23 protein-coding genes are annotated in these 26,768 nt (G+C 60.6%); 13 read left to right on the forward strand and 10 right to left on the reverse strand.

From position 1 onward, the window contains the following. Positions 1-201: 201 nt before the first annotated feature. The 5 genes from B0G52_RS10730 (at position 202) to pflA (ending at position 7,055) form a co-directional block, all read left to right on the forward strand. Positions 202-723 carry a hemerythrin domain-containing protein gene (locus B0G52_RS10730; protein WP_094043953.1) on the forward strand — a complete coding sequence of 174 codons (522 nt, stop codon included), beginning with the start codon at positions 202-204 and terminating at the stop codon, positions 721-723. 40 nt (positions 724-763) lie between these two features. Continuing rightward, positions 764-1,252: a hemerythrin domain-containing protein gene (locus B0G52_RS10735; RefSeq protein ID WP_094043954.1), complete on the forward strand. Its 489-nt coding sequence runs from the start codon at positions 764-766 to the stop codon at positions 1,250-1,252. Between the two features lie 22 nt (positions 1,253-1,274). Continuing rightward, on the forward strand, positions 1,275-3,887 hold the full coding sequence (gene adhE / locus B0G52_RS10740; protein ID WP_094043955.1) for a bifunctional acetaldehyde-CoA/alcohol dehydrogenase: 2,613 nt from the start codon (positions 1,275-1,277) through the stop codon (positions 3,885-3,887). A 74-nt stretch (positions 3,888-3,961) separates the two neighbouring features. Further along, positions 3,962-6,241: a formate C-acetyltransferase gene (gene pflB, locus B0G52_RS10745; protein ID WP_094043956.1), complete on the forward strand. Its 2,280-nt coding sequence runs from the start codon at positions 3,962-3,964 to the stop codon at positions 6,239-6,241. A gap of 55 nt (positions 6,242-6,296) precedes the next feature. Next, the gene (gene pflA, locus B0G52_RS10750) at positions 6,297-7,055 is read left to right on the forward strand and encodes a pyruvate formate-lyase-activating protein (RefSeq protein WP_094044080.1); all 759 of its coding nucleotides are present in this window, start codon (positions 6,297-6,299) and stop codon (positions 7,053-7,055) included. 76 nt (positions 7,056-7,131) lie between these two features. On the opposite strand, the gene B0G52_RS10755 is transcribed toward pflA, so the two are convergent. Further along, positions 7,132-8,040, reverse strand: a complete 909-nt coding sequence (locus B0G52_RS10755) for an NAD(P)-dependent alcohol dehydrogenase (RefSeq protein WP_094043957.1) — start codon at positions 8,038-8,040, stop codon at positions 7,132-7,134. Positions 8,041-8,219: 179 nt separating this feature from the next. On the opposite strand from B0G52_RS10755, the gene B0G52_RS10760 reads away from it, so the two are divergent. After that, on the forward strand, positions 8,220-8,642 hold the full coding sequence (locus B0G52_RS10760) for a DUF1801 domain-containing protein (RefSeq protein WP_094044082.1): 423 nt from the start codon (positions 8,220-8,222) through the stop codon (positions 8,640-8,642). Between the two features lie 64 nt (positions 8,643-8,706). On the opposite strand, the gene B0G52_RS10765 is transcribed toward B0G52_RS10760, so the two are convergent. Beyond that, on the reverse strand, positions 8,707-9,993 hold the full coding sequence (locus tag B0G52_RS10765) for a class II aldolase/adducin family protein (protein WP_094043958.1): 1,287 nt from the start codon (positions 9,991-9,993) through the stop codon (positions 8,707-8,709). 183 nt (positions 9,994-10,176) lie between these two features. Between B0G52_RS10765 and B0G52_RS10770 the strand changes: the two genes are divergently transcribed. Beyond that, complete coding sequence (locus tag B0G52_RS10770; protein ID WP_094043959.1) at positions 10,177-10,608, forward strand: universal stress protein; 432 nt, start codon at positions 10,177-10,179, stop codon at positions 10,606-10,608. A gap of 620 nt (positions 10,609-11,228) precedes the next feature. Here B0G52_RS10770 and B0G52_RS10780 read toward each other — a convergent pair. The 7 genes from B0G52_RS10780 to B0G52_RS10810 form a co-directional block, all read right to left on the reverse strand. After that, on the reverse strand, positions 11,229-13,466 hold the full coding sequence (locus B0G52_RS10780; protein ID WP_094043961.1) for a heavy metal translocating P-type ATPase: 2,238 nt from the start codon (positions 13,464-13,466) through the stop codon (positions 11,229-11,231). A 92-nt stretch (positions 13,467-13,558) separates the two neighbouring features. Beyond that, a complete protein-coding gene (locus tag B0G52_RS10785) occupies positions 13,559-14,653 on the reverse strand; it encodes a GerAB/ArcD/ProY family transporter (RefSeq protein ID WP_094043962.1) in 1,095 nt (364 codons plus the stop codon). Then, positions 14,650-15,738 carry a GerAB/ArcD/ProY family transporter gene (locus B0G52_RS10790; protein ID WP_233162555.1) on the reverse strand — a complete coding sequence of 363 codons (1,089 nt, stop codon included), beginning with the start codon at positions 15,736-15,738 and terminating at the stop codon, positions 14,650-14,652. The genes B0G52_RS10785 and B0G52_RS10790 overlap by 4 nt, the downstream gene beginning before the upstream one ends. Before the next feature lie 18 nt (positions 15,739-15,756). Beyond that, positions 15,757-15,987 carry a hypothetical protein gene (locus tag B0G52_RS10795; RefSeq protein WP_094043964.1) on the reverse strand — a complete coding sequence of 77 codons (231 nt, stop codon included), beginning with the start codon at positions 15,985-15,987 and terminating at the stop codon, positions 15,757-15,759. 5 nt (positions 15,988-15,992) lie between these two features. Then, positions 15,993-16,610 carry a Ger(x)C family spore germination C-terminal domain-containing protein gene (locus tag B0G52_RS10800; protein WP_233162575.1) on the reverse strand — a complete coding sequence of 206 codons (618 nt, stop codon included), beginning with the start codon at positions 16,608-16,610 and terminating at the stop codon, positions 15,993-15,995. Positions 16,611-16,625: 15 nt separating this feature from the next. Then, positions 16,626-17,198: a Ger(x)C family spore germination protein gene (locus B0G52_RS10805; RefSeq protein WP_094043968.1), complete on the reverse strand. Its 573-nt coding sequence runs from the start codon at positions 17,196-17,198 to the stop codon at positions 16,626-16,628. Further along, entirely contained in the window at positions 17,198-18,640 is a 1,443-nt protein-coding gene (locus B0G52_RS10810) for a spore germination protein (RefSeq protein WP_094043970.1), read from the reverse strand. The genes B0G52_RS10805 and B0G52_RS10810 overlap by 1 nt, the downstream gene beginning before the upstream one ends. A 123-nt stretch (positions 18,641-18,763) precedes the next feature. Between B0G52_RS10810 and B0G52_RS10815 the strand changes: the two genes are divergently transcribed. The 3 genes from B0G52_RS10815 (at position 18,764) to B0G52_RS10825 (ending at position 21,457) form a co-directional block, all read left to right on the forward strand. After that, the gene (locus tag B0G52_RS10815) at positions 18,764-19,525 is read left to right on the forward strand and encodes a spermidine synthase (RefSeq protein WP_094043972.1); all 762 of its coding nucleotides are present in this window, start codon (positions 18,764-18,766) and stop codon (positions 19,523-19,525) included. A gap of 128 nt (positions 19,526-19,653) precedes the next feature. Beyond that, positions 19,654-20,796, forward strand: coding sequence for a serine hydrolase domain-containing protein (locus B0G52_RS10820; RefSeq protein ID WP_158223657.1), 1,143 nt, complete (start codon positions 19,654-19,656; stop codon positions 20,794-20,796). A gap of 145 nt (positions 20,797-20,941) precedes the next feature. Continuing rightward, positions 20,942-21,457 (forward strand): GNAT family N-acetyltransferase, encoded by a 516-nt coding sequence (locus B0G52_RS10825; protein WP_094043976.1) that lies wholly within the window; start codon positions 20,942-20,944, stop codon positions 21,455-21,457. A 64-nt stretch (positions 21,458-21,521) separates the two neighbouring features. On the opposite strand, the gene fabF is transcribed toward B0G52_RS10825, so the two are convergent. Beyond that, positions 21,522-22,763, reverse strand: a complete 1,242-nt coding sequence (gene fabF, locus B0G52_RS10830) for a beta-ketoacyl-ACP synthase II (RefSeq protein WP_094043978.1) — start codon at positions 22,761-22,763, stop codon at positions 21,522-21,524. 121 nt (positions 22,764-22,884) lie between these two features. Here fabF and B0G52_RS10835 point away from each other — a divergent pair, with 121 nt between their 5' ends. The 3 genes from B0G52_RS10835 to B0G52_RS10845 all read left to right on the forward strand — a co-directional run bounded on the left by B0G52_RS10835 (position 22,885) and on the right by B0G52_RS10845 (position 26,756). Continuing rightward, positions 22,885-23,736, forward strand: a complete 852-nt coding sequence (locus B0G52_RS10835) for a helix-turn-helix transcriptional regulator (protein WP_094043980.1) — start codon at positions 22,885-22,887, stop codon at positions 23,734-23,736. Positions 23,737-23,874: 138 nt separating this feature from the next. Then, a complete protein-coding gene (locus B0G52_RS10840) occupies positions 23,875-26,076 on the forward strand; it encodes a heavy metal translocating P-type ATPase (RefSeq protein ID WP_094043982.1) in 2,202 nt (733 codons plus the stop codon). Beyond that, positions 26,076-26,756 carry a sulfite exporter TauE/SafE family protein gene (locus tag B0G52_RS10845; protein WP_233162557.1) on the forward strand — a complete coding sequence of 227 codons (681 nt, stop codon included), beginning with the start codon at positions 26,076-26,078 and terminating at the stop codon, positions 26,754-26,756. The genes B0G52_RS10840 and B0G52_RS10845 overlap by 1 nt, the downstream gene beginning before the upstream one ends. Positions 26,757-26,768: the final 12 nt, after the last annotated feature.

Here is a 26,768-nt window from a genome sequence, read left to right on the forward strand (position 1 = left end):
CTCCTAACCCGCTAACTCCCCGAGCAAAGCCGCATTTTCTCCAGCCGCCGCACTCAGGTCCCGCGAACTCGCCATTTACGACAGAAATGTGTCAAACGAGCTTTAATATAAGAATAGTTCGTTACAATGTGATTTATTTCACAAGATAAAATCGACCGCAGGATTATACTGGGATCATGAAGAGGAAAGGGATGTGATTCCATGGTGAAACTACACGTCGCTATCAATAGTATCGAACCGAACGAGGAGATGCGCGAATGGTTGCTCGAATCCTCCGTCGCCCGCGCAAGACAGGAACATGAAGCGTTGAAGGAAGAGCTCAGAAGCATTTACGATCAAGCGTGCAACGTCCGCAACGACCGCGAAGAGAAGAGGCTGAACCGCGAAATCCGGCAGCTCCACGACTGCGTCAAGCTGTTCATGAAGCATTGGGCCGCGCACACCAAGTGGGAAGATTCCGAGCTGTACCCGCAAGCGGCGACCTATCTCGGAGCCGAGCCCGACCTGTTCATGCTGATGGAGCAGGAGTACGAGCTGGCCGATCAGTATTTGCGAACGTTCATGCGGACGCTGGAGAAGGCCGAATACCCGATCGGACGGGAAGAGGCGTGCAAGATGACTGCCTATCTCATCCAGGCTTACGCGGTGCTGAACAATCGTTTCCGGGAAGAAGACGAGATCATGATGGATTTGACGGACCGTTCCAACGCTTACGGCTTCTAGCCTGAGCGGACAATCCCCATTTACGAAGGGAGAGATTTCGATGCCTCATGCGGTCAATTCTCCGCTGTACGCACTGTATATGAGGTACGACCAGTGGAAGGAAGAGCACGACGCGCTGTACGGCAGACTTCTCGAATTGTGCAAGCTGATGCGGTGGAACCCCGGCAACTTCGACTACCCGTTCTGGGGGACGCACCATCGCAACGTGCATGAGAAGTTCATCCCGTTCATGAACGACTGGCAAGCCCATCTGGCGAGAGAAAAGGAGATCATCTACCCGATCGCCAAGTCCGCCATCTGCGGAGGAAGAATGGGACCGGCGGCGGTGCTCGAGCAGGAGGACGTCATCGCGGGCCAGTTCTACGAAGCGTACTTGGCGGCGGTAAAGGCCGAGGAGTCGCCCGAAGATTGCCTGTCCAGGCTGCTTCAGGTGCTCATGATTATCGCCGAGCATTTCCGGGTAGAGAACGAGACGGTAGTCCCCGCGGCCGAACGCCTGCTGGAAGAAATCGAGTACATCGGATCTTAACCAACTTAAGGAGGCAGATGCCATGGCAGCCAAAGAACAAGTTCAGGAAACTTTCGTCGCCGCGCAGAAAGAAGTCAATCTGTTGACGGAGAGAGCTAGGCAAGCCCAGGAGCAATTCATGCAGCTGGATCAGGACGCCGTAGATCGGATCGTGCAGAAAATGGCGCTGGCCGGGCTCGACAAGCATATGCCGCTGGCGAAAATGGCGGTCGAGGAAACCGGGCGCGGCGTATACGAGGATAAAATCACGAAAAACATTTTCGCCACCGAATACATTTACCACAGCATCAAAAAAGAGAAGACGGTCGGCGTCGTCGAAGACAACCCTTACGAGAACTACCGCGTCGTCGCCGAGCCGGTCGGCGTCATCGCCGGCATTACGCCGGTGACCAATCCGACGTCCACGACGATGTTCAAGGCGCTGATCGCGGCCAAGACGCGCAACCCGATCATCTTCGCCTTCCACCCGTCGGCGCAGAAATCCAGCCGCGAAGCGGCGAAGACGCTGCTCGAAGCGGCGGTGGCGGAGGGGGCTCCGGAGCACTGCATCCAATGGATCGATCACCCGTCCGTCGAGGCGACGCAGCAGCTGATGAACCATAAGGACGTGGCGCTCGTGCTCGCGACCGGCGGCTCGGCGATGGTCAAGGCGGCGTACAGCACCGGCAAGCCGGCGCTCGGCGTCGGTCCCGGCAACGTGCCGTGCTTCATCGAGCGGACGGCGGATCTGGATCAGGCGGTCACGGACCTCATCTTGTCGAAAACGTTCGACAACGGCATGATCTGCGCCTCGGAGCAGGCGGTCATTCTCGACGAACCGATCTATGCGGCGGCCAAAAAGAAAATGATCCAGCTCGGCTGCTACTTCCTGAACAAGGAAGAGACGGAGAAAGTATCGGGACTGGTCATCAATTCCGAGAAATGCGCGGTGAACGCGGTCATCGTCGGCCAGCCGGCGGCGAAAATCGCGGAGATGGCCGGAGTCGCGGTACCTGCCGGAACGAAAATACTGGTCGCCGAATTGGCCGGAGTCGGAGACAAGTATCCGCTGTCGGCCGAGAAGCTGAGCCCCGTGCTCGCTTGCTATAAGGTCAAGAACGCCGAGCAGGGCATCGAGCGGGCCGTGCAGGTCGTCGCCTTCGGCGGCATGGGCCACTCGTCGGTCATCCACTCGAACGATCAGGACGTCATCGCGGCATTCTCGGCTCGTCTGCAAACCGGCCGCATCATCGTGAACGCCCCTTCGACGCACGGCGCGATCGGCGACATCTACAACACGAACCTGCCGTCGCTGACGCTCGGCTGCGGCTCGTACGGCCATAATTCGACGACGTCGAACGTCACTGCGGTCAACCTGATCAACCTGAAGCGCGTCGCTTACCGCACGCTGAATATGCAGTGGTTCAAGGTGCCGCCGAAAGTGTACTTCGAACGCGGATCGACGCAGTATTTGGAGAAAATGCCGGACATCGCGCGGGTGATGATCGTCACCGACGCTGCGATGGTCAGCCTCGGCTACGTGGAGAAAGTGGAATACTACTTGCGGAAACGGGCGACGCCGGTCGCGATCGAAGTGTTCTCGGAAGTCGAGCCAGACCCTTCGACGGATACGGTGGAGCGCGGCAGGCGGATGATGGCCCAGTTCAAGCCGGACTGCATCATCGCCCTCGGCGGCGGCTCGCCGATGGACGCGGCGAAGGCGATGTGGCTGTTCTACGAATATCCGGAGACGAGCTTCGACTCGCTGAAGATGAAGTTCCTCGACATCCGCAAGCGGATCTACAAGTACCCGCGGCTCGGCCGCAAAGCGAAGTTCGTCGCCATTCCGACGACTTCGGGCACCGGATCGGAAGTGACGTCGTTCGCCGTCATCACCGACAAGAACAAGGGCAATACGAAATATCCGCTCGCCGATTACGAGCTGACTCCGGACGTCGCCATCATCGATCCGGATTACGTGTACAGCCTGCCGAAGACGGCGGTCGCCGACACCGGCATGGACGTGCTGACGCACGCGATCGAGTCGTACGTGTCGGTCATGGCCAACGACTATACGGACGGCTTGGCGCTCAAGGCGATCCAGCTCGTGTTCGAGAACCTGGAAGCCTCGTACCATAAGGCAGATCCGAGAGCGCGGGAGAAAATGCACAACGCCTCGACGATCGCGGGCATGGCGTTCGCCAACGCGTTCCTCGGCATCAACCACAGCTTGGCGCACAAGTGGGGCGGACAGTACCATACGGCGCACGGACGCACGAACGCGATTCTGATGCCGCACGTCATCCGCTACAACGCGGAGAAGCCGTCGAAGTTCGCTTCGTTCCCGAAATACGACCACTTCGTCGCCGACAAGCGATACGCGGACATCGCCAGAGTGCTCGGATTGCCTTGCGGCACGACCGAGGAAGGCGTAGCCAGCCTGATCGACGCGATCCGCAAGCTGAACCGCTCGCTCGATATTCCGGAATCGTTCCAGGCGCTCGGCTTCGATCCGAACGATTTCGAGAGCAGAGTCGACTACTTGGCCGACCGGGCGTTCGAGGACCAATGCACGACCGCGAACCCGCGCATGCCGCTCGTTACCGAGCTGGCCGACGTATACCGCAACGCGTTTTACGGAAAATTCGCTTTGTAGACGTCCGACCTTCTCTCGGTGCTGAGAACCGAACTTATTAAACGCTCACTTAAATCAACTGGGAGGGAACGAACATGGCGATTACGGAAAAGGACTTGAACAGAGCGGCGGCTGCCGCCGCTCCTGCCGACGGCTGGAGAGGGTTCCGCTCCGGGCGCTGGCAAAGGCACGTCGACGTGAACGATTTTATCGGGCTAAATTTGACGCCGTACGAAGGAGACGAATCCTTCCTGGCCGAACCGACGGATGCGACGCTCGAGCTGTGGGACGCGGTATTGGAGCTGATGAAGAAGGAGAGGCAGAACGGCGGCGTGCTCGACATCGACACCGAGACGGTGTCCACGATCGTCTCGCACGGTCCCGCCTACATCAAGCGCGAGCTGGAGAAAATCGTCGGCCTCCAGACCGACGCTCCGCTCAAGCGGTCGATCCAGCCGTTCGGCGGCATCCGCATGGTGGACGACGCCTGCAAAGCGTACGGCTACGAGCTGCCGGAAGCGACGCGCAAGCTGTTCACCGACATTCGCAAGACGCACAATCAGGGCGTATTCGACGCTTACACAACCGAGATGAAGCTGGCGCGGAAAGCCGGCATCATTACCGGACTGCCGGACGCGTACGGACGCGGACGCATCATCGGAGATTACCGGAGAGTGGCGCTGTACGGCGTCGACCGGCTGATCGAAGCGAAGAAGGAGGACCTGCTGCAGCTGGAGACGGACGTCATCTCGGAAGACGTCATCCGCGCGCGGGAGGAGCTGTCCGAGCAAATCCGCAGCCTTGCCGAGCTGAAGACGATGGCCGCTTCCTACGGCTTCGACGTCTCCCGTCCGGCGGCCAACGCCCATGAAGCGGTGCAGTGGCTGTACTTCGCTTATCTGGCGGCGATCAAGGAGCAGAACGGGGCGGCGATGAGCCTGGGCCGCGTATCCAGCTTCCTCGACGTCTACATCGAGCGGGACAAACGGGAAGGCACGCTGACCGAGGCGGAGGCGCAGGAGCTGATCGACCACCTCGTCATGAAGCTGCGGATGGTCAAGTTCCTCCGCACGCCCGACTACAACGAGCTGTTCAGCGGCGACCCGACCTGGGTGACCGAGTCGATCGGCGGCATGGGCAACGACGGGCGCACGAGGGTGACGCGCAACTCGTTCCGCTTCCTGCACACGCTGTACAACCTCGGGCCGGCGCCCGAACCGAACTTGACGGTGCTCTGGTCGACGCGTCTACCGGAAGGGTTCAAAAACTACTGCGCCAAAGTGTCGGTAGACACGAGCTCCATCCAGTACGAGAACGACGATCTGATGCGGCCGGAATTCGGCGATGACTACGGCATCGCATGCTGCGTGTCCGCGATGCGGATCGGCAAGCAAATGCAGTTTTTCGGAGCACGCGCCAATCTGGGCAAGACGCTCCTGTACGCGATCAACGGCGGCAAGGACGAGAAGCTCGGCATCCAGGTCGGCCCCGCGCTCGCTCCGCTGTCGGGAGAGACGCTCGACTACGGGGAAGTGATGGAGCGCTTCGACCGCGTCATGGATTGGCTCGCCAGACTGTACATGAACACGCTGAACGTCATTCACTACATGCATGACAAATACTGCTACGAACGCATCGAGATGGCGCTGCACGACCGCGAGATTTTGCGCACGATGGCTTGCGGCATCGCCGGGCTGTCGGTCGTCGCCGACTCGCTTAGCGCCATCAAGTACGCCAAGGTGAAGCCGATTCGCAATGAGCAGGGGCTGGCCGTCGACTTCGAGATCGAAGGCGAATATCCGCAGTACGGCAACAACGACGCGCGGGTGGACGACATCGCCGTCGCGGTGACCGAGTCGTTCATGAACAAGCTGCGCAAGCATCCGACGTACCGGAACGCGCTGCCGACGATGTCGGTGCTGACGATTACGTCGAACGTCGTCTACGGCAAGAAGACGGGCAGCACGCCGGACGGACGCAAGGCGGGAGAGCCGTTCGCTCCGGGCGCGAACCCGATGCACGGACGGGATCGCAAGGGCGCGCTCGCCTCGCTCGGCTCGGTAGCCAAGCTGCCTTACGCCAGCTGCCTCGACGGCATCTCGAACACGTTCTCGATCGTTCCGAAGGCGCTCGGCCGCGAGGCCGATACGCGGGTACGCAACCTCGTCTCGCTGCTGGACGGCTACGCCGCAAGCAAAGGGCATCACCTGAACGTCAACGTGTTCAACCGGGAGCAGCTGCTGGACGCGATGGAGCATCCGGAGAACTATCCGCAGCTGACGATCCGCGTCTCGGGCTATGCGGTCAACTTCATCAAGCTGACCCGCGAGCAGCAGCTCGACGTGCTGAACCGCACGTTCCACGGATCGGTGTAACAACGGGCAATCGTCGGTCGATAGACAAGCAAGAGAGAGGGAGGCGGAGAACATGATGCATACGGGGAGAATCCACTCTCTTGAAACGTTCGGGACGGTGGACGGACCGGGAATCCGGTTCGTCCTGTTCCTCCAAGGCTGCGCGCTGCAGTGCCGCTACTGCCACAATCCGGATTCGTGGGATACGCAGGCCGGCGAGCTGCGGAGCGTGGACGATATTTTGCGGGAGATCGAGCCTTACGTCGAGTACTACCGCCGTTCCGGCGGGGGCATTACGGTGACGGGAGGCGAGCCGACGCTGCAGGCGCCGTTCGTGGACGAGCTGTTCCGGGCTTGCAAGGAAAGATGGGGGCTGCACACCGCGCTCGATTCGTCCGGCTTCTGCGAGCCGAGCCACGCCCAGGCTTTGCTGGACGCGACCGATCTCGTGCTGCTCGACCTGAAGCGCATGGACCGCGACGCGCATCGGGAACTGACGAGCCAGCCCAACGACCGCATTCTGAGATTCGCCAAGCATCTGTCCGAGCGGGGGACGAAAATGTGGATCAGAAGAGTGCTCATTCCCGGATGGACCGACGGCTCGGACGAATTGCTGGAGCTCGGCCGCTTCATCGGCGGACTCGACGGAGTGGAGAAAGTCGAAGTGCTGCCGTATCACCGAATGGGCGTGTACAAGTGGCATCAGCTCGGCAAAGCGTATCCGCTGGAAGGCGTGATGGAGCCGGGACCCGAGGAAGTCGCGAGAGCAAACCGGCTGATCGGGCAAGGAATAGAGGAGGGCAAACGGGAACTGGCTCTCCTAGTCGCTAAGTAAAAGCGCCGAAAAACCGTCGAGGCAGCGAATCGAGCCGTCCGACGGTTTTTCGGCGTACTATTCGCCGCAACGGAGGTTATACCGTGATCACGACGTTTCCTTTTTTACGGCCTCCGTCCACATAAGCATGCGCCTCCGCCATACGTTCGAGCGGATAGCGCCGATCGATTACCGCTTTTATTTTCCCCGATTCATAGAGATCCTTGAGCAGCAGCAAATCCTCCGGAAGCTCCTTGGCGACGCCTTGTCCTTCGACTGTGATGTATTGACCGTCCTTGGCCAGCACCTTCCGGCCAGCCGACTTGGTCGTTCGTCCGACCGCGTCGAACACCACGTCATAACGTTCCTTCGTCCGGGTGAAATCTTCCCGGGTATAATCGACGACCTTATCGGCGCCGAGAGACTTCACGAGTTCCGCGTTAGCGCCGCTGCACACGGCCGTAACCTCCGCTCCGAACGCTTTGGCCAGCAGTACCGCAGACGTTCCTACAGATCCGGAGGCTCCGTAGACGAGCGCTTTCTGCCCGGCCCGAAGACGCGCTTTGCGGAAGAAGTGCAGCGCCGTCGTCCCTCCGAACGACAGAGCGACCGCTTCCTCGTAAGTCGCGTTGGCCGGCATAGGGGCGACGACTCCGGTTTCTCTTACGCAGGCGTACTCCGCGTAGGCGCCCATTTTGAACCCCGTCATCGCGAACACCGAATCCCCCGGCTTGAATCGCTTGACGTTCCGGCCGACCGCTTCGACCTCCCCCGCCAGCTCGACGCCGAGAATCGGATTTCTCGGTCTTCGCACGCCGAGAATGAGCCGCATCGGGAGCCAGAAGAGAGGCGGGCTTCTAAAGCCGCGAATGCGGCAATCTCCCGAAGTGACCGTAGTCGCGCGAACTCTGATCAGCAGCTCGTTGGGCTTGGGCGCCGGCTTGGGGGCTTCTTTAAGCTCCAGCACGTCCGGCGGTCCGTATTTTCCGCATATGATCGCTCTCACGAAACAGCCTCCTAAACGATGCTTTTGGGATCATCATACAGGGAGGGCTCCCGGTCGAACAGCTACTTAAGTACGGTTATTCGAAGAGGCGAATTGGCGCAGGCCAGAATTTTGACAAGACGTTGCGATACGTGATACGTTGTTTGCAAAACCGAGCATGCAAGGGAGCCGTGGATCGCATCGCGTACGAACTGAAAACAAAAGAAACCGACAGCAGCGTCATCGAGTTTATCGACAACGTGGATCACCCCAAAAAGCGGGAGGACGCGTACAAGCTGCTCGATATTTTCTCCGAGGTAACCGGCTATCCGGCGAAAATGTGGGGACCGAGCATTATCGGATTCGGTTCGTACCACTACAAGTACGCCAGCGGTCATGAAGGAGATGCTCCGTTGGCCGGCTTCTCCCCGAGGAAAGCCAAGCTCAGCCTGTACTTTGCACCGGAAGAGCCGGAGCGGGAAGCTCAGCTGCAGAGGCTGGGGAAGCATACGACCGGCAAGTCGTGCGTCTACGTCAACAAGCTGGACGATATCGACATCGAGGTTTTGAAAGAGATGATCAAGCAATCGATGGAGTTCACGAAACGCATGTACCCGGATTGATTCCGAAAAAAGAGCCCGGAGGAGCATGGCGGCGAAAGCCGCCGGCTCTTCCGGGCTTTTGTCTTTACAGCTTAAACGCGATCTCCAGGTCGCGGATTTGCTCCGGACCGATGTGCGCGATGTCTCCGAGGCAGCCGGCCGACAGGATCGCTTTGGCGCTGTATTCGGCGACCTCGAGCCGGTCGAAGGCGTTGAGCAGGTTCTGGCCGGTGACGATGACGCAGTTGTTCTCCACGATGGCGATCGGGGTATCTTTCGTAAAACGGGCCGCGGTGCCTTCGGTGTCGCGATAGACGGCGTCGAAGGGCAGCTTGGGCGTCTGCCGCATCAAAATGTAGCTTTCCGGAATCGTCCGCGAGTCCAAGGTGCGATCGGTCACGGCGAAAGCCATTACGTTGGGCGGATGGGCGATAATGACGCTGTCGATGTGCGGATGCAGCTCGTAGATGCGCCGGTGCAGATGAACGGAACGGCTCGGCGTCTTGCCGGCTTCGGCCGCCCCGCCTTCGACGCGCACGAGATCTTCCGGCTCCAGGTATTTGCGATCGGCCCCGTATGGGGTGATGACGAACGAACCGTCCGCGAGCCTGTGGGAGAAGGTGCCCTGCGTGCTCGTGAACAGGCGCTGGTCGTAGGAGCGCTTGATGAGCGTGCACATGTCCCGGCGAATGGCGAGCTCTTCCGTTCCGTACGATTCCGGGACGAACTCGCCGAGCTCCGGTTCGTCGCCGCCTTCGATGGCGCGGAATTGTTCGTCCGACAGCAGCGCCGGGGCGCCGATTCTGCGGGCGTTGATCTCCAGACGCGCGCAGAAATCGAGCGTCTCGAAGCGTTGGAACGCCTGGAACAGATCCGTTCCCCCGACGACGACGCCATGGTTTTCGAGCATCACCGAATCGATGCCGCGCTTGAATACGGCCGCGATGTTCTCGCCCAGCTCGCGGCTGCCGGGAAGCGCGTATTCCGCCATGCCGATCTCGCCGCAAATTTGCCGCTCGTTAGGCAGCAGCCGCGTATCGGGAATGCGTCTGACGATGCTGAAGGAGACGAGAGCGGGAGGGTGCGCGTGCACGACCGCGCGCAGGTCCGGCCGCGCATCGTAGATGAGCCGGTGGAACGGAAACTCGCTCGAAGGGCGATGATGCCCGACGACCGTTCCGTCCGGCTTGACGCATACGATATCGCTTCGCGTCAGAGCGCCTTTATCGACGCCCGCCGGCGTAATCCATATTTGATTTTGTTCGTCCAGGATCGACAGATTGCCCCCGGAGGTCGTCGTCATGCCGTACCCGTATATCCGGTCCATCATAAGAAGTATTTGATCCGCGGGATGAAGCAGATCGCAGCGCATGCCAAGCCCCTCCTTGTGTCGCGTATGTTTTCTTCCCTAATGTACCATACAATCGGATTTCCGACTGTTAAGAAAGTCATAATCCCGCGCATCGTTCGAAAATTCGCCCAAATGTGAGCATCGCTACAGAAATCCGGACAAAGCGGGAATATACTAGAAGCAACACACGAGGAGGGGATCCGCATGACCTACCACCACGTATTGGCCGCTTACGATGGATCCAAGGCGTCGAACAAGGCGCTCAGCCACGCCGTCAAGCTCGTCGAGAGCCGTCCGGGCAGCAAGCTTACCGTCGCCCACGTCATCGCGAGACCGCCGTACGCTTTCGAGGGATTCGGGATGGTGATGCCGAGCGGTTACGAGGAACGGATGAAGGAATATCAGGACGGCCTGGTTCGTCAAGCGGAGGAGGCGATTAAGGAGCTGCCTTACGCGAAAGCGGTCGTTCTCGACGGCGCGCCGTCCGCGGCCATCCTGGAGTATGCCAGGGAATACTGCTGCGATCTGATCGTCATCGGCAACAGGGGGCTTGGACCGATCCGGGAGTGGATGCTCGGCAGCGTCAGCCACTCCGTCGTGCAGCAAGCCCAAATTCCGGTGCTGGTCGTGAAGTGACGGCGCGCCATAGGAAAAAGAGTCCGTAACGAGTACGGACTCCGGGACGGGTCTGTTCGGCTCACAGCCAGGATCTCGGATAGTAGCAGCCGCAGCTTCTGGCCTTGTGATAGCTTTCCGTTCTGGAATCGCTTCTGTGACCGCGCTCTGGGGCTCCGCAGGATTTCTCCTTGCGGTCGTGACCTGCGCTGCGCTTGCCGCAAGACTTATGGTGCTCATGGGACTTATGCTTGTCGCAGGATTTGTGCTTGTCATGGGACTTATTCTTGTCGCAGGATTTGTGTTTGTCGTGAGACTTGTGCTTGTCGTGGGACTTATGCTTGTCGCAGGACTTGTGTTTGTCATGCGACTTGTGCTTGTCATGGGATTTGTGCTTGTCGCAGGATTTATGCTTGTCGTGGGATTTGTGCTTGTCTCGACATCCGCAACTCATAGGGCTCACCTCGATTCTCCGGAGAATACTAGAGTATATGAGGGACCCGTCCGCATCGCTTGTACCCTTGGCCGACCCGAAGAAAAATGGAGGAATGCATAGCTGCGCGATGCGGTTGAGGGCGGGGGCGGAGATGATTCGTTCCGCGGCAAAGCCGCCCGGAGGCGGCTGAGAAACTTTCGTCTATCTATCTTTTTCGTTCGATCAGAATCGTGAGACTGACTAGAGTGACGAATACGGTCGCGCCCATATCGGACAGGATGGCGAACCACAGCGTAAGCCATCCGGGGAGGGTGAGCAGCAGCGCGGCCAGCTTTAACCCGAGCGAGACCGCGATGTTGAAGCGGATCGTCCGGTTGACGCGCTTGGCCGTGCGGATCGCCTCCGGCAGTTTCCCGAGATGGTCCTGCATAAGCACGACGTCGGCGGTTTCGATGGCGCTGTCCGTTCCTTTGCCCATTGCGATGCCCAGACTCGCGGACGCGAGCGCCGGAGCGTCGTTGATGCCGTCCCCGATCATGCCCACGATCCCTTCCTCGGAGAGACGTTTGACCTTCGCGACTTTCTCCTCCGGCAGCAGATTGCCGTATGCTTCGTCTACCCCGACTGCCTTGGCGACTTTCTCCGCGGTCTTCGCATGGTCCCCGGTCAGCATGACGGCGCGCCGGATGCCTTGGCGGCGCAGGGCGGAGAGGACGGAGGCGCTCTCCTCGCGGATTTCGTCGGCGATGCCGAACAGACCCAGGACGGAGGCGCGGTCGGCGACGAGCACGATAGTGAGTCCGTCCTGCTTGTAACTATCGATCTCCTCGCGTACAGGCGCGGGAATGTCGAAATGCTCGACGATGTTCTCGTTGCCGAGCCAGTACGTCTCGCCTTCGCATTCGGCGACGGCTCCGCGGCCGGGAACCGCCCGCGTATCGATCGCTTCCGGAATCGCCGCGCCGGCCCGTTCGACTTCTTTCATGATCGCCTTGGCCAGAGGATGGGAGGACGTCTTCTCGATCGCACCGGCGACGGAGAGGAAGCGCTTCTGGTCATACGCGGTCATTCTCTCGACGTGCGGCTCGCCCTTGGTCAGCGTTCCCGTCTTGTCGAACGCCAGCGTATCCAGCTTGCCGAGCTGCTCGAGATGTACGCCTCCTTTAACGAGAATGCCGTTGCGGGCGCTGCGCGCGATGCCGGACAGGATGGCGATCGGGGAAGAGAGAATAAGCGCGCAAGGACAACCTACGATCAAGACGGCCAATCCCTGGTACAGACATTTCGTCCAATCCCCGTCCAGCAGCAGCGGAGGGACGAGGACGACAAGCGCTGCAACGATCATGATGAGCGGCGTATAATATTTGGCGAAACGGTCGATGAACAGCTCTGTCGGCGTCTTCGTCTCCTGCGCTTCCTCGACGAGGTGCAAAATGCGGGCGAGCGAGGAATCTTTGTACGCTTTGCCGATGCGTACGCGAATGACGCCTTCGTTGTTGATGCTTCCTCCGAACACCGGATCACCTTCGGCTTTCTCCAGCGGCAGCGATTCGCCGGTAATGGCCGCCTCGTTCACCGAGCTTCTTCCGAAGACGACCGCGCCGTCCGAAGGAATCTTCTCGCCGGGCTTGACGACGACCGTATCGCCGGCCCGCAGCGCCGCGATCGGCACGATCGTCTCCACGCCGTCATCCAGCTTGGTCGCCTGTTTCGGCGCGACGCTGAGAAGACGCTCCATGGAGCGCCGGGCTTTCTCCATGCCGAGCCCTTCGAGCAGCTCGTTGACGCCGAACAGGATGGCGACGAGCGTCGCTTCCTTCCATTCGCCGATCGAGACGGCGCCGACGAGCGCGACCGTCATCAGCGTATCGATGTTGAATTTGAGCCGGAGCAGGTTTCTGGCGCCTTTGACGAAAGTGGCATACCCGCTGAGCGCAGCGGCGATCAAATAGAACGAGACGGCGACGGAGAAGGGGACCCGTCCGTCCATGACCAGCGCGGCGACGTAGATCGCGGCCGAAACGGCCAGTTGGACGATCATCCGCTTGTTGCCGTGTGCGTGGGCATGATCGTGTTCGTGAGCATTCGCGCGGTTATGTTCATGAGCATCGCCAGCCTCATGACCGTGGCTATGCTCGTGTCCGTGACTACGGCGATGCCCGTGCTCTTGCTCGCGGCTATGTCCATGAGAATGCGCGCCACTGTTCTCGCCGGCCATTCCGCTTGCGGATTGCGCCGCGTCAGCCGCAGCTTCGACAAGATAAGCCCGGTCGCTCTTCAGAATCTGCCTCACGCGATCGAGCTGCACCCGTTCGTCGAGCTTAAGCTTGCCGCTTGCGAAGCTCAGCGTGGCCGACTCTCCGTGATCCAACCGCTGTATTTCCTCTTCAAGCGTCCGGGCGCAATTCCCGCACGACAGCCCTTTAACCCGGTATTCGATCATGGCGATCCTCTCCCGCTGACGAATAATAAATGAATACTTGCTCATATAATAATCCAAAGCAAGAGGCAAAACAAGTCGATTCGCCCGAAATTTCACGAACGTTTTCCGTTTTTTTTGACAATGTCCGCCAGCAGAACGGCGAGCGGAATCGCGATGCCGAACGTCATGCCGTAGTAAGGCCAAGGCTTCAGCGTGTTGAGGAAGAAGACGGCGTTCGGCTGTGCCGAGCCGGCCAGCACCAGGCCGATCAGCGACAAGGCGATCAGCAGACTGCGGTAATCGTTCAACCGGAACACGCCGGCCAGACCGTCGGCGGTGACGAACAGGAGCAAGGTGAGCCGAAAGAAAATGGTGAGATACCATAATACGCCGACGATCACTTCGAAGCGCTCGTAGAAATCGCCGTAGCTGATCGTCGTCACGACGGTGTAGCTGGGGAAGATCATATTCGCCACGAGAGCTTCTCCCAATACGCCGATCGACAGCAGGGTCATGAACAGGAACATGCTTCCGCTGACGAGGGCGCTTCCGGCGAGCAGCGATTTCCACTTTCGGATATTGTTCGCATAGGGCGCAAGGAAGAGCAGGAAAGCCGTCTCCACGTAAGGAAAGGCAAGCAGCGATATCGAAGCGTGCAACGGCGGCTTCCAGCCGTATTCGAGGATCGGCAGCAGCTGGGCCGGATTCGTGCCCGGTATGAGCGACAGGTAACCGAGGAAAAAAAGGAACAGAACGACGAAGAACAACAGTTCCGCCGCGCGTCCGATCGAGGCGATCCCGAGCTTCAGCGCGTACAGAACGGGCAGCAGCATGCCCGCCTGAATGACGATCGCCGGCGTTTCCGGGAAAAAAACGGTCGTCACGAATTCGCTTAAATCGGACAATACGAGCACGAAGATGAAAAACGGGTAACCGACAACGAATGCGAGCGTCAGCGCGCCGCCGAACCATTTTCCCAGCACCTTCTCCAAATATTCATGGAACGTCCTCCCTCGCAGCCGCTTCGCAAGCGCCGCGTACATCGGCACCAGCAGCATGTAGCCGGACAGGGCCAGAATTACGGATATCCAGGCATCCTGCTTCGCCATGGAGGCGAGCATTCCGGGAAGCAGGAGAAATGCGCTGCCCAACTGATGCAGAATAAACCAAAGAGCAAGCTGCTTGGACGTCACCTTATGCGTCGTCATGGCGCACCTCCCGCGCTTCGGAATAGACGGCCGGACAGCCAGACGGCAAGCGGGAACGCCGCGCCGAACAGCAGGGCGTAGAACGGCCAGATGTTGAACAGCTCGAGCAAGGCCGTCATGTTCGGCCAGACAAGATTGGCGACGATCACGGCGATCAGCGCGAGCGGGATCAGCAAAGCTTGGGGAGAATTCATTTGACAAGCGTGCGCCAGTCCGACGGACGACACGTGCATCAGCAGCGACAGGCGTATGAAAATCGCAATAAACCACAGAATGGTGATCAATACTTCGAATCGTTCGTAGAAATCCCCGACGCTGATCGTTCTCACGACGAAGTAGCTCGGGAACGAGACGTTGGCGACGATCGCATCGCTGAGCGCCGCTACCGTGAACAGCGTCAACAGCAAAAAAATGCCGCCGCTGATCGCATGGCTGGCATAAACGGCCTTCCTCCAGGGCGCATAGCGAATGTATGGAAGAAAGAAGAGGAAGAGGACGCTTTCCAGGTAGGGGAAAGCCAATAACGGGAACGAGCCGCGCACGATCGGCTTCCATCCGTATTCGAACACCGGGAGCAGATGAGCTCCGTCCAAGCTCGGGATCAAGGAGACGAACACGATGAACATCAGCGACAGCGCGATGGGAGACAGAATTTCCACCGTTCTGCCGCATACGGCAACGCCGGCGCGGATCATATATACTACAGCGGCCATCATGAGGAAGTACGGCATTTCGACGGGCGTCTCCGGCATGAGCGAAGTGTTGATGAAGTCTCCCAAATTGCGCAAGGTCATCGTCAGGATCAGGAAAGGGCACAGCAGGCTGAACAGTCCGACAACGATTCTGCCCGCCGTTTGTCCCCACAGCGAGCCCAAATAGTCGCCGAACGACCGTTCTCCGATCCGCTTGGCGATGGCCAGGTACAAGGGGATGAGCAGCAGTTGGACGGCGAGCGCCGCGGGAACGGCCAGCCATGCGTCTTGTTTGGCCGCTGCAGCCAGCACGGACGGAAGGACGAGAAAGGAGCTTCCCAATTGATGCAGCATAAACCAGATGGCCGCCTGTCTTCCGCTTAATTCATTCACGCGCTTAACCCCTTCTCTTCATGAGAGCAGCTTGGCAACCATCCGGCTCGTCGGTCCGAACAGCTGCTCCACGAACGTGAGCGGACTTGGGAGGTCGATGTCGGACAGACTCAGCGCGCCGAGCGTCAGACCGACGGCCAGCAGCGCGGCGTCGACGATAAGGTCGCGCTTCTGCTTCCTGCGGGCCAGAAAGCGGTATTCGATCAGCGAACCCGCAAGCGCGACCCCCATAATGATTGCCAGCAGCAACTCGCTCACTCCTTGTTGACGTTGTCGAACGGATTGATGATTTTGCCGATTTTGCGAAGCTTGTAGTCCATGGAAACTTCGACTTGCATCGTCTTGAAATGCTGGTCCCATTCCGTTCTCCAACGGTGCCATTGCGAAGGATATTTCCGGTGAAAGGCTTCTCCGAAGCCGAAAATGTCGGCGCCGTACTGCCGCTGCACTTTGGCGATCGACTCGAACAAGATTTCCTTCAATCGATCGGAGGCGGCGGCTTGCAGCTTGAGGAGCTCCGCTTCCTTGGTCAAGTCGACGTTGCATCCGATTTCCGACACGTTCGCTTCGATCGATGTTTTGACGAGAGCGTAGGGCTCTCCGCTGCGCACGGAAGGAACGATTTTTACCTTCGATTCGATCACTTCCACGTTGAACTTCCCGTCGGAACGGGGACAATCGATAATTCCGACCGTGCTGCGGATATTGTTCGTGATATAGTTGAAGGCTTTGCTCTCGTTCTCGTCCAGCCAGCCGATCAGGCGGTCGTCCTTCATGACGCCTATGCCGACGTACTTGAATTCGGCGAACGATTTCGGACGGGAGACGTTGGCGAGAGATTTGCCCTTCTGGATGTTTCCGGTAATCGTCACGCCCGTCAATACGGGTTATACGCCTGTTTTCGTGATTTTCTGAAGAAAATCGATGATGTTGACGGCCGCGGTGGGCGCCCACGCTCGCTGGGAAACTTTAAGGGACTTGTACAGCTCCATGGCGGGCAGAACTTCGGTCGGCGTCGTCAGCTCCAGCAAATCTTGCGCGGTCGATCCCTTGGCGATCGCGATATAGAAGTCCGGGCGAAACTCGTGATCCCTCGCGACGAAATCGACGATATCGTTGATTCCTTCCCGCGCGGCCTTCTCGTTGAACACGAGCAGGCGAAGATGGGCGACGTACATCCTTCTGGACGCCTTCGTCGTCACTCTGCGCAGCGCTTCGAAGATCGTTGCGGACCGCTGCGTGAAGGTGACGACCGGAGAGCGTTCGGCCACGCGGTTTTGCGACATCTGGGTCGGATCGACGATCTGCAGGGTGACGACGTACTGTTCGCCGACTTTGTCGATGCCCATCGCCAGCACGACGGACAGCGCGTTCAATTCCCGGCGGTTCCAGCATCCGGTCAGCAGCAGGACCAACGCCAGGCCGACCATAATCGCCCGGACGCCGTTCTTCCTGCGCATTATCGCTTTCCCCTCGCTGAACCAGCCGACTTGGAGCTGTGATAGGGCAAGCGCAGCACGGCGTCCTTCTGCATGCCTTTGCGGAACGGCGCCATTGGGCTCATATAGGGAATGCCGAAAGATTGCAGATGGCACAGATGGATCGTCAAAATAATAAAGCCGATCGTCAGCCCGTATACGCCCATGACGGCGGCAAGTCCCATAAAGACGAAGCGCAGGAAGCGGATCGGGACCGACATGGAGTAAGAGGGGATGACGAAGCTGGCAATGGCCGTAATGGCGACGATGATGACCATCGCCGGCGAGACGATGCTGGCGTCGACGGCGGCCTGGCCGATGACGATCGTGCCGACGATCGACACCGCTTGCCCGATCGTGCGCGGCATGCGGATGCCCGCTTCGCGCAAAATCTCGAAAGTCACTTCCATGAGCAGCGCTTCGAGAAAGGCCGGGAACGGAATGCCTTCGCGCTGAGCCGCCAGACTGAGCAGCAATTGCGTAGGCAGCATGTCCTGATGAAACGTCGTCAGAGCGATGTAGACCGAAGGCGCGAGCATGCAGATGAACAGGGAGACATAGCGAAGCAGCCGTATCGCATTCGAATACAGCATCGATTGATAGTAATCTTCCGCCGATTGCATATAGTCGACGAACAGCGTCGGCGCGAGCAGGACGAATGGCGTGTTGTCGACGAATATGGCGATTCTGCCTTCGAGAATTCCGCCCGCGATGACGTCCGGCCTGTCCGTGTTGTACAGAGTGGGGAAGATGGTTTTGCCCTTGTTTTCGCGCAGCAGCTCCTCTATGTACTCGCCCTCGAGGACGCGGTCGATGCGCACGGCGTTCAGTCTTCCGGAAATCTGTTCGACGAGCTTTTCGTTCGCCAGACCGCTGATATACATCAGGGTGACGTCCGTCTTCGTCCGCGAGCCGACTTTGAAGTTGACCATGCGAATGCGAGGATCTTTGACCCGTCTGCGAACGAGCGTCGTATTCGTGCGGAGCGTCTCCGTGAAGGAGTCCTGGGGGCCGCGAACGACCGATTGCGTCTTCGATTCCGTAATGTTGCGGTCTTCCCAGCCCGGCAGTCCGACGAACAGCCCTCGCGCCGTTCCGTCCGTCAAGACGATCAGGCAGCCGGACAGCAGCTGATCGAGCAGCTCGTCCACGGAGTCGACGAAGCCGACTTCTCCCGCGTCGATGACGCATTGTTGCAGCACGTGCAGCGGCACTTGCTCCGCAGGAGCCCGGTCGAGCAGGGAGCCGATGACGTTGTTCTGCACGGCCTGCTTGTCGACCATGCCGTCCAAGTACAGCAGAACGAGGCGCTGGCCGCTGGCCAGCTCGAGGTCGCGGACGATCAGGTCGGGGCTGCGACCCATCAGGGACAGGATGAGTTCGAGCGTCTCTCGCATGTCTCGGCTTAAGTTGTTCATGCTCATCCCCCTTTTTCTTCTCCTAAGTATTTCCACAAGCGAAAATCCAATTCATGGAGAAATGACCCGGCGTTCGTGATAGGATAGGGAGGATAACATTGACGAGGTGATCGCGGTGACGTCCGTACGATGGATTACGGCATGATGCAGCCGATAGCGGAGGTCAGATCCCCGCACAATGACATTGCCGTCTATGAAACGACGCAATTGGACGGGGAGACGGGCAAGTTCAGATGCATGCGCTTCGCGGACGAAGACGTGCAGGGAGCAATGGATTTGAAAAATCGGCAGCGCCTCGTACTGGGCTATCAGCAAGCGCTCGTTCGCTTGCTGGAGCGTCGCGACCCCTCGTTCCGGAGTCTGTTCGTGATCGGGCACGGCATCGGTTCGATTGCGGGGCATTTTCGCGGCAAAACGGTCAAGGTGGCGGAGATCGACGAGATGGTCGTGGAGCTGAGCAGACGCTATTTCGATTACCGGGACGACAACGTCGCGATCGGAGACGGGCGCCGTCTGCTCGCGGAGGAGCCTGACCGGTCCCTGGATTATATCGTTCTGGACGCTTTTACGAGCAAGGGCACGCCTGCGCATTTTACGACGGAGCAGTTTTTTCGGCTTGCCGCCGATAAGCTCCGCCCGGGAGGAGCGCTCGTGATGAACGTGATGGGAAGGCCGCGGGACGACAGGCTGACGGAAGCGATCGGCACGACGCTTCGGCGGGCGTTCGCCGACGTGCGCTGTTATTCGCTCCCCGCGGAACGGAATCGGGACAGGCGGAACATGATCTTCTGCGCCAGCGACGCCGCATCCGATTTCGGGGACGCGGGGGCCGATCTCGCCGAAGTCGAGTTGGCGGAAGGGCATGTCATCCGGGACGGCTTGGCCGGGTGAACGTGATACATTCGCACGATTTGTGATAATTAACCACCGAATGCGCCGCGGGTCGTAGACCGCCTCTATCCGGATTGGATACAATGTTTCCATTGTTTTCAACTTATAGAGGAATACGGGGGATGACGATGGAGACGACGTCAGCAGGATGGATCAAGCAGGAGGGGGCCGTGCATGCGGCACCGGAAGAGGTGGGGTTCGATTCGAGGCAGCTGGGCAAGCTGGACGCGCATTACGAGGAGCTGATCGGGCAGGGCTTGCTCCAGGGAGGCGGCCACTTGGTGGCGCGCAACGGCAAGATCGCGGCATGGTCGACGGCAGGACGATTAAACGGGGTGACGGGAGAAGGGGACTTGCTGCCCGATTCGATCCGGAAGCTGAGCTCGCTGACGAAGGCTTTCACGACGGTCGCCGTCGTCAAGCTGATCGAGGACGGCAAGCTGGACCTGGATCAGCCGGTCGCGGCGGTGCTCGAAGAATTCAACAACGGCACGCACCGGGATATCACGCTGTTTCACCTGCTGACGCATACTTCCGGCATCCAGCCGGTTCAGGGCTACTACAATGAGCCGTATCCGCGCGGCTGGTACGATCCCGGCAGCTCCAAGAGCTGGATCGTCCAGGCGCTGACGGGGCTGCCCGTGTGCAAGCCCGGCGAGGCCTACAACTACACGTCGACCGGTTACGCGCTGCTCGGAGAAATCGTATCCCGCGTATCCGGCGAGCCGTTCGAGGATTACGTAATGAGCCGGATCGTGCAGCCGCTCGGTCTGGAGCGCACGTGGTTCGACGTTCCGGCGGAGCTGCGCTCTCAAGTGTGCGTCGTCGATCAATACGACGTCGACTCGCTCGACCGTCCGGCCGACTATTCGCAGGGCATTCCCCGCGCGGCCAGCGGCTTGTATTCGACGCTGTACGACTTGTGGAAATTCGGCCAGATGCTGCTGAACGGAGGCACGTTCGAAGGCCGGAGAATTCTCGGCCGCAAGTCGGTCGAGCTGCTCACGCGCAGACAGCTGTTCCAGGTGCCCGCTTATCACTGGGGCGGCCAGATCAAGGATAAGGGCCACGCACTGGGCTTCGACCTGGCGATTCACTCGGCTTCCTACGAAACCCAAGGCACCTATCAGCTGGAAGGCGCGGGACGGATCGGGCTGTTCGTCGATCCCGCGGAGAAGATGGTTGTCGTGCTGCTCGTGCCGTCGGTGCATTCCTGGGTTCCACGGTCGGTGCTCGGCACGCGGCAGATCATCTGGTCCAGCCTGATTTGAAAATGCGGAAGCAGTTTTAGTTGTGGGAAGGGAGGGGATTCGGTTTTAGAAATGCAGCCAAACGGTTGACCGGGCGCGCCTTTCCGCCTTCGTCGTAGTGAAGCGGCAACAAATGCGACAAACGACGAAAGGCGAGTGAGCGAATATGCGCATTGCAACGAATAGATTGATCGTGCGCCCCTTCGAACCGGCGGATTGGCCGGAAGTGCTGGGGTATGCATCGGACGAAGAGACGATGTTTTATATGCCGGAAGGGGTGTTCGACGAAGCGGCGGCCAAACGTTTCGTTCGCGACAACGAAGCCCCGGAAGCCCGCAACTTCGCGATGGAGCTGAAGGACGGCGGAAGGCTCGCGGGACATATCGTCTTCCATCCCTGGTTCGGGCATCACACCTACGAGATCGGATGGGTGACGGCGCCCGGCTTGCAGCGCCGGGGTTTTGCGACGGAAGCCGCGCGGGCCGTGCTGCGGTTCGGCTTCGAGGAGCTGCAGCTGCATCGCGTGATCGCGACGTGCCAGCCTGAGAACGCGCCGTCGAGCCGGGTCATGGAGAAGCTCGGAATGCGGCGGGAGGGCTTGTTCAAGAAGTGCATCCCGAGGGGCGGCGGCGTATGGTGGGACGAATACGTCTACGCCGTCTTGGCCGAAGAATGGAAGTAAGCTGAATAACGTCGGAGAGCGTCCGGATTCCCGGGATCGCTTTCCGACGTTATTGTCTTTGCCGTCACGAATCGGCGTGCTTCTTGAGCGCGATGACGGCGTTATGCCCGCCGAAGCCGAACGAGTTGGAGAGGCCGACGCTCAGCTCGGCCCGCCTGGCTTCGTTCGGCACGCAGTCCAGATCGCAATCGGGATCGGGCGTCTCGTAGTTGATCGTCGGCGGGACGAGGCCGGTCGTCAGGCTCTTGACGAGCGCGATCGCCTCGACTGCGCTGGAGGCTCCGAGCAGATGGCCGGTCATCGACTTGTTCGCGGTCACCGGCACGCGATAGGCGTGCTCCCCGAACAGCCGCTTGATCGCCAGCGTCTCCGAGCGGTCTCCGATCGGGGTGCTCGTCGCGTGGGCGCTAATGACGTCGACCTGCTCTGGCCGCAGGCCGGCTTCCGCAAGCGCCGCTCTCATCGCCCGGTAAGCCCCGTCGCCTTCGGGATGCGTCGCCACCATATGGTACGCGTCGGAGCTGGCGCCGTAGCCGAGCACTTCGGCATAGATCCGTGCGCCGCGCTTCCTTGCGTGAGCCAACGATTCCAGAATGACGATGCCTGCTCCCTCGGCCATGACGAAGCCGTCTCTGTCCGCGTCGAACGGGCGGCTGGCCCGGGCCGGCTCGTCGTTGCGCGAGGAGAGGGCGGTCGCGTTGCCGAAGCTGGCGAGCGCGATGTCGGTTAAGGCCGCTTCCGCTCCGCCGGCGATGACGACGTCGGCGCCTCCGCCGCGGATAAGCCGGAACGCTTCGCCAATCGACGTATTGCCGATCGAGCAGGCCGTCACCGGCGACACGGTCGGGCCGAGCGCGCCGAACTTCATGCTGATCAGTGCGGCGGCCATGTTGGAGATGATCATCGGCACGAGCGTCGGGCTGATCCGCTCCGGGCCGCGGTCGCGCAGCACCGCAGCCTGGTCCAGCAGCGTCTGCAATCCGCCGACTCCGGAGCCTACGTAGACGCCGAGCCGTTCCCCGTCGATCTGCGCCGAATGCAGCCCCGCATCCTCCCACGCTTCGCCGGCCGCGGCCATCGCGAACTGGCAGAAGCGATCCATCCGCCGCGCCTCCTTGCGCCCGAACAGCGCTTCCGCGTCGAAGCCGCTAACCGATCCCGCGATCCTGGTCTTGAACCGGGCAGTGTCGAACGCTTCTATGCGGGACACTCCGGACTCCCCGCGGGCCAACCGTTCCCAGAAGCTTTCCACCGAATTGCCCAGCGGCGAAATGACGCCCATTCCGGTAATGACGACTTGTTCCATGCCGACTCCACTCCTTGTTCGTTACGAAGTACATCCAGCATCTCATTTCACTTATCCTATTACAAGTTGTCATTTATACTAGTATAATAAATACTAGGATAGCGAATCGGGGGAATGAGCGATGAATCATGAAGCGAGGCTGCTCGCTTTGTCGGCCTTCCTTAAGGCGAAACGGGCGAAGATCTCGCCGGAATCGGCGGGGTTCGGCACGGGAAGCCGCAGAAGGACGCCGGGGCTGCGCAGGGAGGAGGTCGCCCAGCTGGCGGGAGTCAGCCTGACCTGGTATACGTGGTTCGAGCAAGGAAGGGATATTCGCGTGTCGGCCTCCGTGCTGGAGTGCATCGCGTCGGCGCTGCAGCTTAGCGTGGACGAGCGCAAGTACCTGTATTCCTTGGCGATGGAATCAAGTCCCGGAACGGCGCTGAAGGAGGAACTGCCTGAGATCAGCCCGTCGCTCAGGCGGATTTTGCAAGAGCTGACCTACTGCCCGACGATTATAACGGACAGACGCCACGCGATCGTCGGGTGGAACGAAGCCGCCGCTCACGTCTTCCTCGACTTCGAGCGGATTCCGCCCGAAGAGCGCAACATGATCCGGCTGCTGTTCGCCAGGAAGGAGCTGCGCAGGCTTGCCGTGAACTGGGAGCATTTTACGAAAGGCTTTCTGGCCATCTTCCGCGCTTATTACGGACAGTACGTCGAAGATCATTGGTACGATCGCTTTCTGGGAGAAATGAAGGCGGCCCATCCCGAATTTGAAGCGCTGTGGGAGGACAGCGAAGTCCAGTCCGCTCCGGAGGTGCTGATCGAGTTCCGGCACGCCAAAGTCGGCAAGATGCTGTTCCACCTGACGTCGCTGCAGGTTCAGGGCAGCGTCGACCTGCGATGCAGCATCTACACGCCGGCTCCGGAATCGACGACCGAAAACAAGCTGAAGCGACTGATCGGAGGCGGAGCGACCTCGGGTGAATAGCATCAACTCATCCATGGATAATCAGACTGTACGACTTTGCCTCCTTACGGACATCCCAATTCTGAATCGTTGCGCATCCTCATAGGGTAGAGAAGGACAGGCGAAGCCGCCGAATCTTCCGACAGGATGGGATGCCGCATGGATACGCTGCGTTTGCAAGTGACGGGAATGACGTGCGCCGCATGCTCGGCCCGCATCGAGAAAGGGCTTGGCCGGATGGGCGGCGTTCGCAGCGCGACCGTCAACATGGCGACGGCGCAAGCGTTCGTACAGTACGATCCAACGGTAACCGGAGAAGCGGATATCCGGCGGAAAATCGAGCAGCTCGGCTACGGCGCCGCGGAGCAAGTCGATTCCCCTCAGAAGGCGCACGAAGCGGAAGTGCGTCTCCTCCGGGGCAAGGTGCTGGTCGCCGCTGCCGTGTCGCTCCCTCTTTTCTGGGCGATGCTTGCCCATCTTCCGTTCCTGTCGTCTTTCGTATGGATACCCGAACTGCTCTTCCAGCCTTATTTGCAATGGGGACTCGCGACGGTGCTGCAATTTTACGTCGGCTACTCCTTCTACAGAGGCGCTTACCAAGCGTTAAAGCAGAGAAGCGCCAATATGGACACGCTTGTCGTGCTGAGCACTTCCGTCGCTTACTTTTACAGCCATTACAAGCTGATGCGTTACCCGGGGACGGTCTCTCACGACCAGCTCTATTTCGATGCGATCGCGATGATCCTGACCGTCGTTCTGCTCGGCAAGCTGCTGGAGGCCAAAGCCAAGGGGCGGGCGCTGAAGGACCTGAACGAGCTGTACGGCTTGCAGATCCGTTTCGTGCGCGTCGTGCGGGAGCAGGGTGAGGAATGGATTCCGGCAAGCGAGCTGCGCCGGGGAGAGCAGGTCGTCGTGGCGGCCGGGGAATGGATTTCGGCCGACGGGCGCATCGTTTCGGGCGCGGCCGAGATCGACGAGTCGCTGCTGACGGGAGAGAGCGTCCCCGCTCTGAGGCAGGCGGGCGACTACGCCTACAGCGGCACGCGCTGCCTGAACGGCTCCTTGCGGATTCGGGCAGAGTGCGACGCCGGGGAGACGCGGCTGTCGCGCATGATCGCGATGGTGGAGGAGGCGCAGAGTCTTAAACCGACGATCGCGCGCAAGGTGGACAGGGCGGCCGCTGTGTTCGTGCCGGTCATGGCGCTGTGCGCGGCGGCGACGTACGCAGCCTGGACCTGGGCGGGCGGCGCTTCGTCATCGGACGAGGCGATCCGGTACGCGCTGGCCGTGCTGCTCATCGCTTGCCCGTGCGCGCTTGGCCTGGCGGCGCCGGTATCGATCGTGATCGCCACGGCGCAAGCCGCCAAACGGGGCATTCTGTTCAAGCACGGGAGCGCGATGGAAACGTTGGCGAAGGCGGACCGGATTTTGTTCGACAAAACCGGCACGCTGACCGAAGGCAAACCGCGGCTGATCTCGGTGCGCTCCGTTCGTCATCCGAACGCCTATTTGCTGAAAATGGCCGCCGCCGTCGAGCGGAGTTCCGCGCATCCGCTCGCCCAGGCGATCGTCCGGGAGGCGGACCGGCTGCGCGTGCTCGTTCCAGGCGCGTCGGACGTGCGGGAAGTGCCGGGCGGAGGGGTAGAGGGGCGGGCGGAAGACCGGCTTGTCCGCATCGGCCACCCCGCGTGGACGCTGGAGGGCGAGCGCAAGCTCGAACGCCCGGCGGCGCCGAGGCACGGGGCGGCCAGACCGGGCGAGACGGTGCTGTACGCGACGATCGACGGCCGCTTCGAAGGCGCGTTCACGTTCGCCGACGCGCTCCGGGACGAGGCGCCGGAAGTCGTGCGCCGGCTGGGAGCGACGGCTTCGCTCGGCATGGTGACCGGCGACCAGCCGGAGCCCGCGAACGCGATCGCCCGCCAAGCGGGCATCGGCGACGTCCGGGCCGCATGTTCGCCGGATCGCAAGGCGGCGATCGTCGAGGAGGCGCGCCGCGGCGGCAAAGTCGTCGCCTTCGTCGGCGACGGCAACAACGACGCAGCCGCGCTTGCCACGGCGGACGTCGGCGTCGCGATGGGCGGCGGGGCGGGAGCCGCGATGCAGACGGGCGACGTCGTGCTGACGCGCGACCGGCTGTCGGGCCTTGCGGACGCGATCTCCATCAGCAAGGCGGCGCTGCGGAACATCCGCCAAAACATCGGCTTCGCGATCGTCTACAATACGGCGGCCGCGCCGCTCGCCGCGCTCGGCTATCTCGACCCGCGGATCGCCTGCGCGGGGATGGCCGCCAGCTCGCTGCTCGTCGTCGCCAACGCGCTGCGGCTTCAGCGCTCGGCGAGCTTCGGCGGAGGCGCATGATGTTCGCGCAGAGCCTGCTGCTCGCGGCCGCGGCCGGACTGATGGGCGCACCGCATTGTCTGATTATGTGCGGCGGCATCACGTCCTCGTTCGCGCTGAACGCGCCGGGGAATCCGCTGATAGCCGCGGCCGCCTACCATGCGGGCAGAATTACGACGTACGCCGTCGCGGGCGCGTTCATGGGGCTGGCCGGATCTTTCCTGAACGCGGCCGGAACGTTCGTCGGTCTGCAAAGCATCGCGAGCATGGCCGGCGGGGCGCTGATTATCGCCTGGACGTACTGGCGGTATACGCTGCCTTTCCCACATCGCTTCGTCCCGTTCGGCAAGCGGGCGGCCGACATGAGCGAGGCGGGCAAACGGGGAGGCCGGTGGCTGGGAACCTATTCCTCGGGCCTTCTGCTCGGCTTCCTTCCATGCGGATTGACCTACGCCATGCTGATGAACGCCGCCGCTTCCGGATCTTGGGCGGAGGGAGCGGCGCTGCTGCTCGCCTTCGGGCTGGCAACCTTGCCGGTGTTCGTCCTGCTTGCGCTGTTCTCCGGCAAGCTGGGCAGAGGCCGCAAGAGGGCGATGCGCGCCGCCGGAACCGCACTGGCCTATACGATGGGCGCACTGGCGATCCTCAAAGGAATGGCCGCCAACGGCTGGATTTCGAGCGTGCATCCGTGGCTCTGGTGACAATTGACGATT

The organism is Cohnella sp. SGD-V74 (genome assembly GCF_003001675.1).
Taxonomy (GTDB): Bacteria; Bacillota; Bacilli; order Paenibacillales; family Paenibacillaceae; genus Cohnella.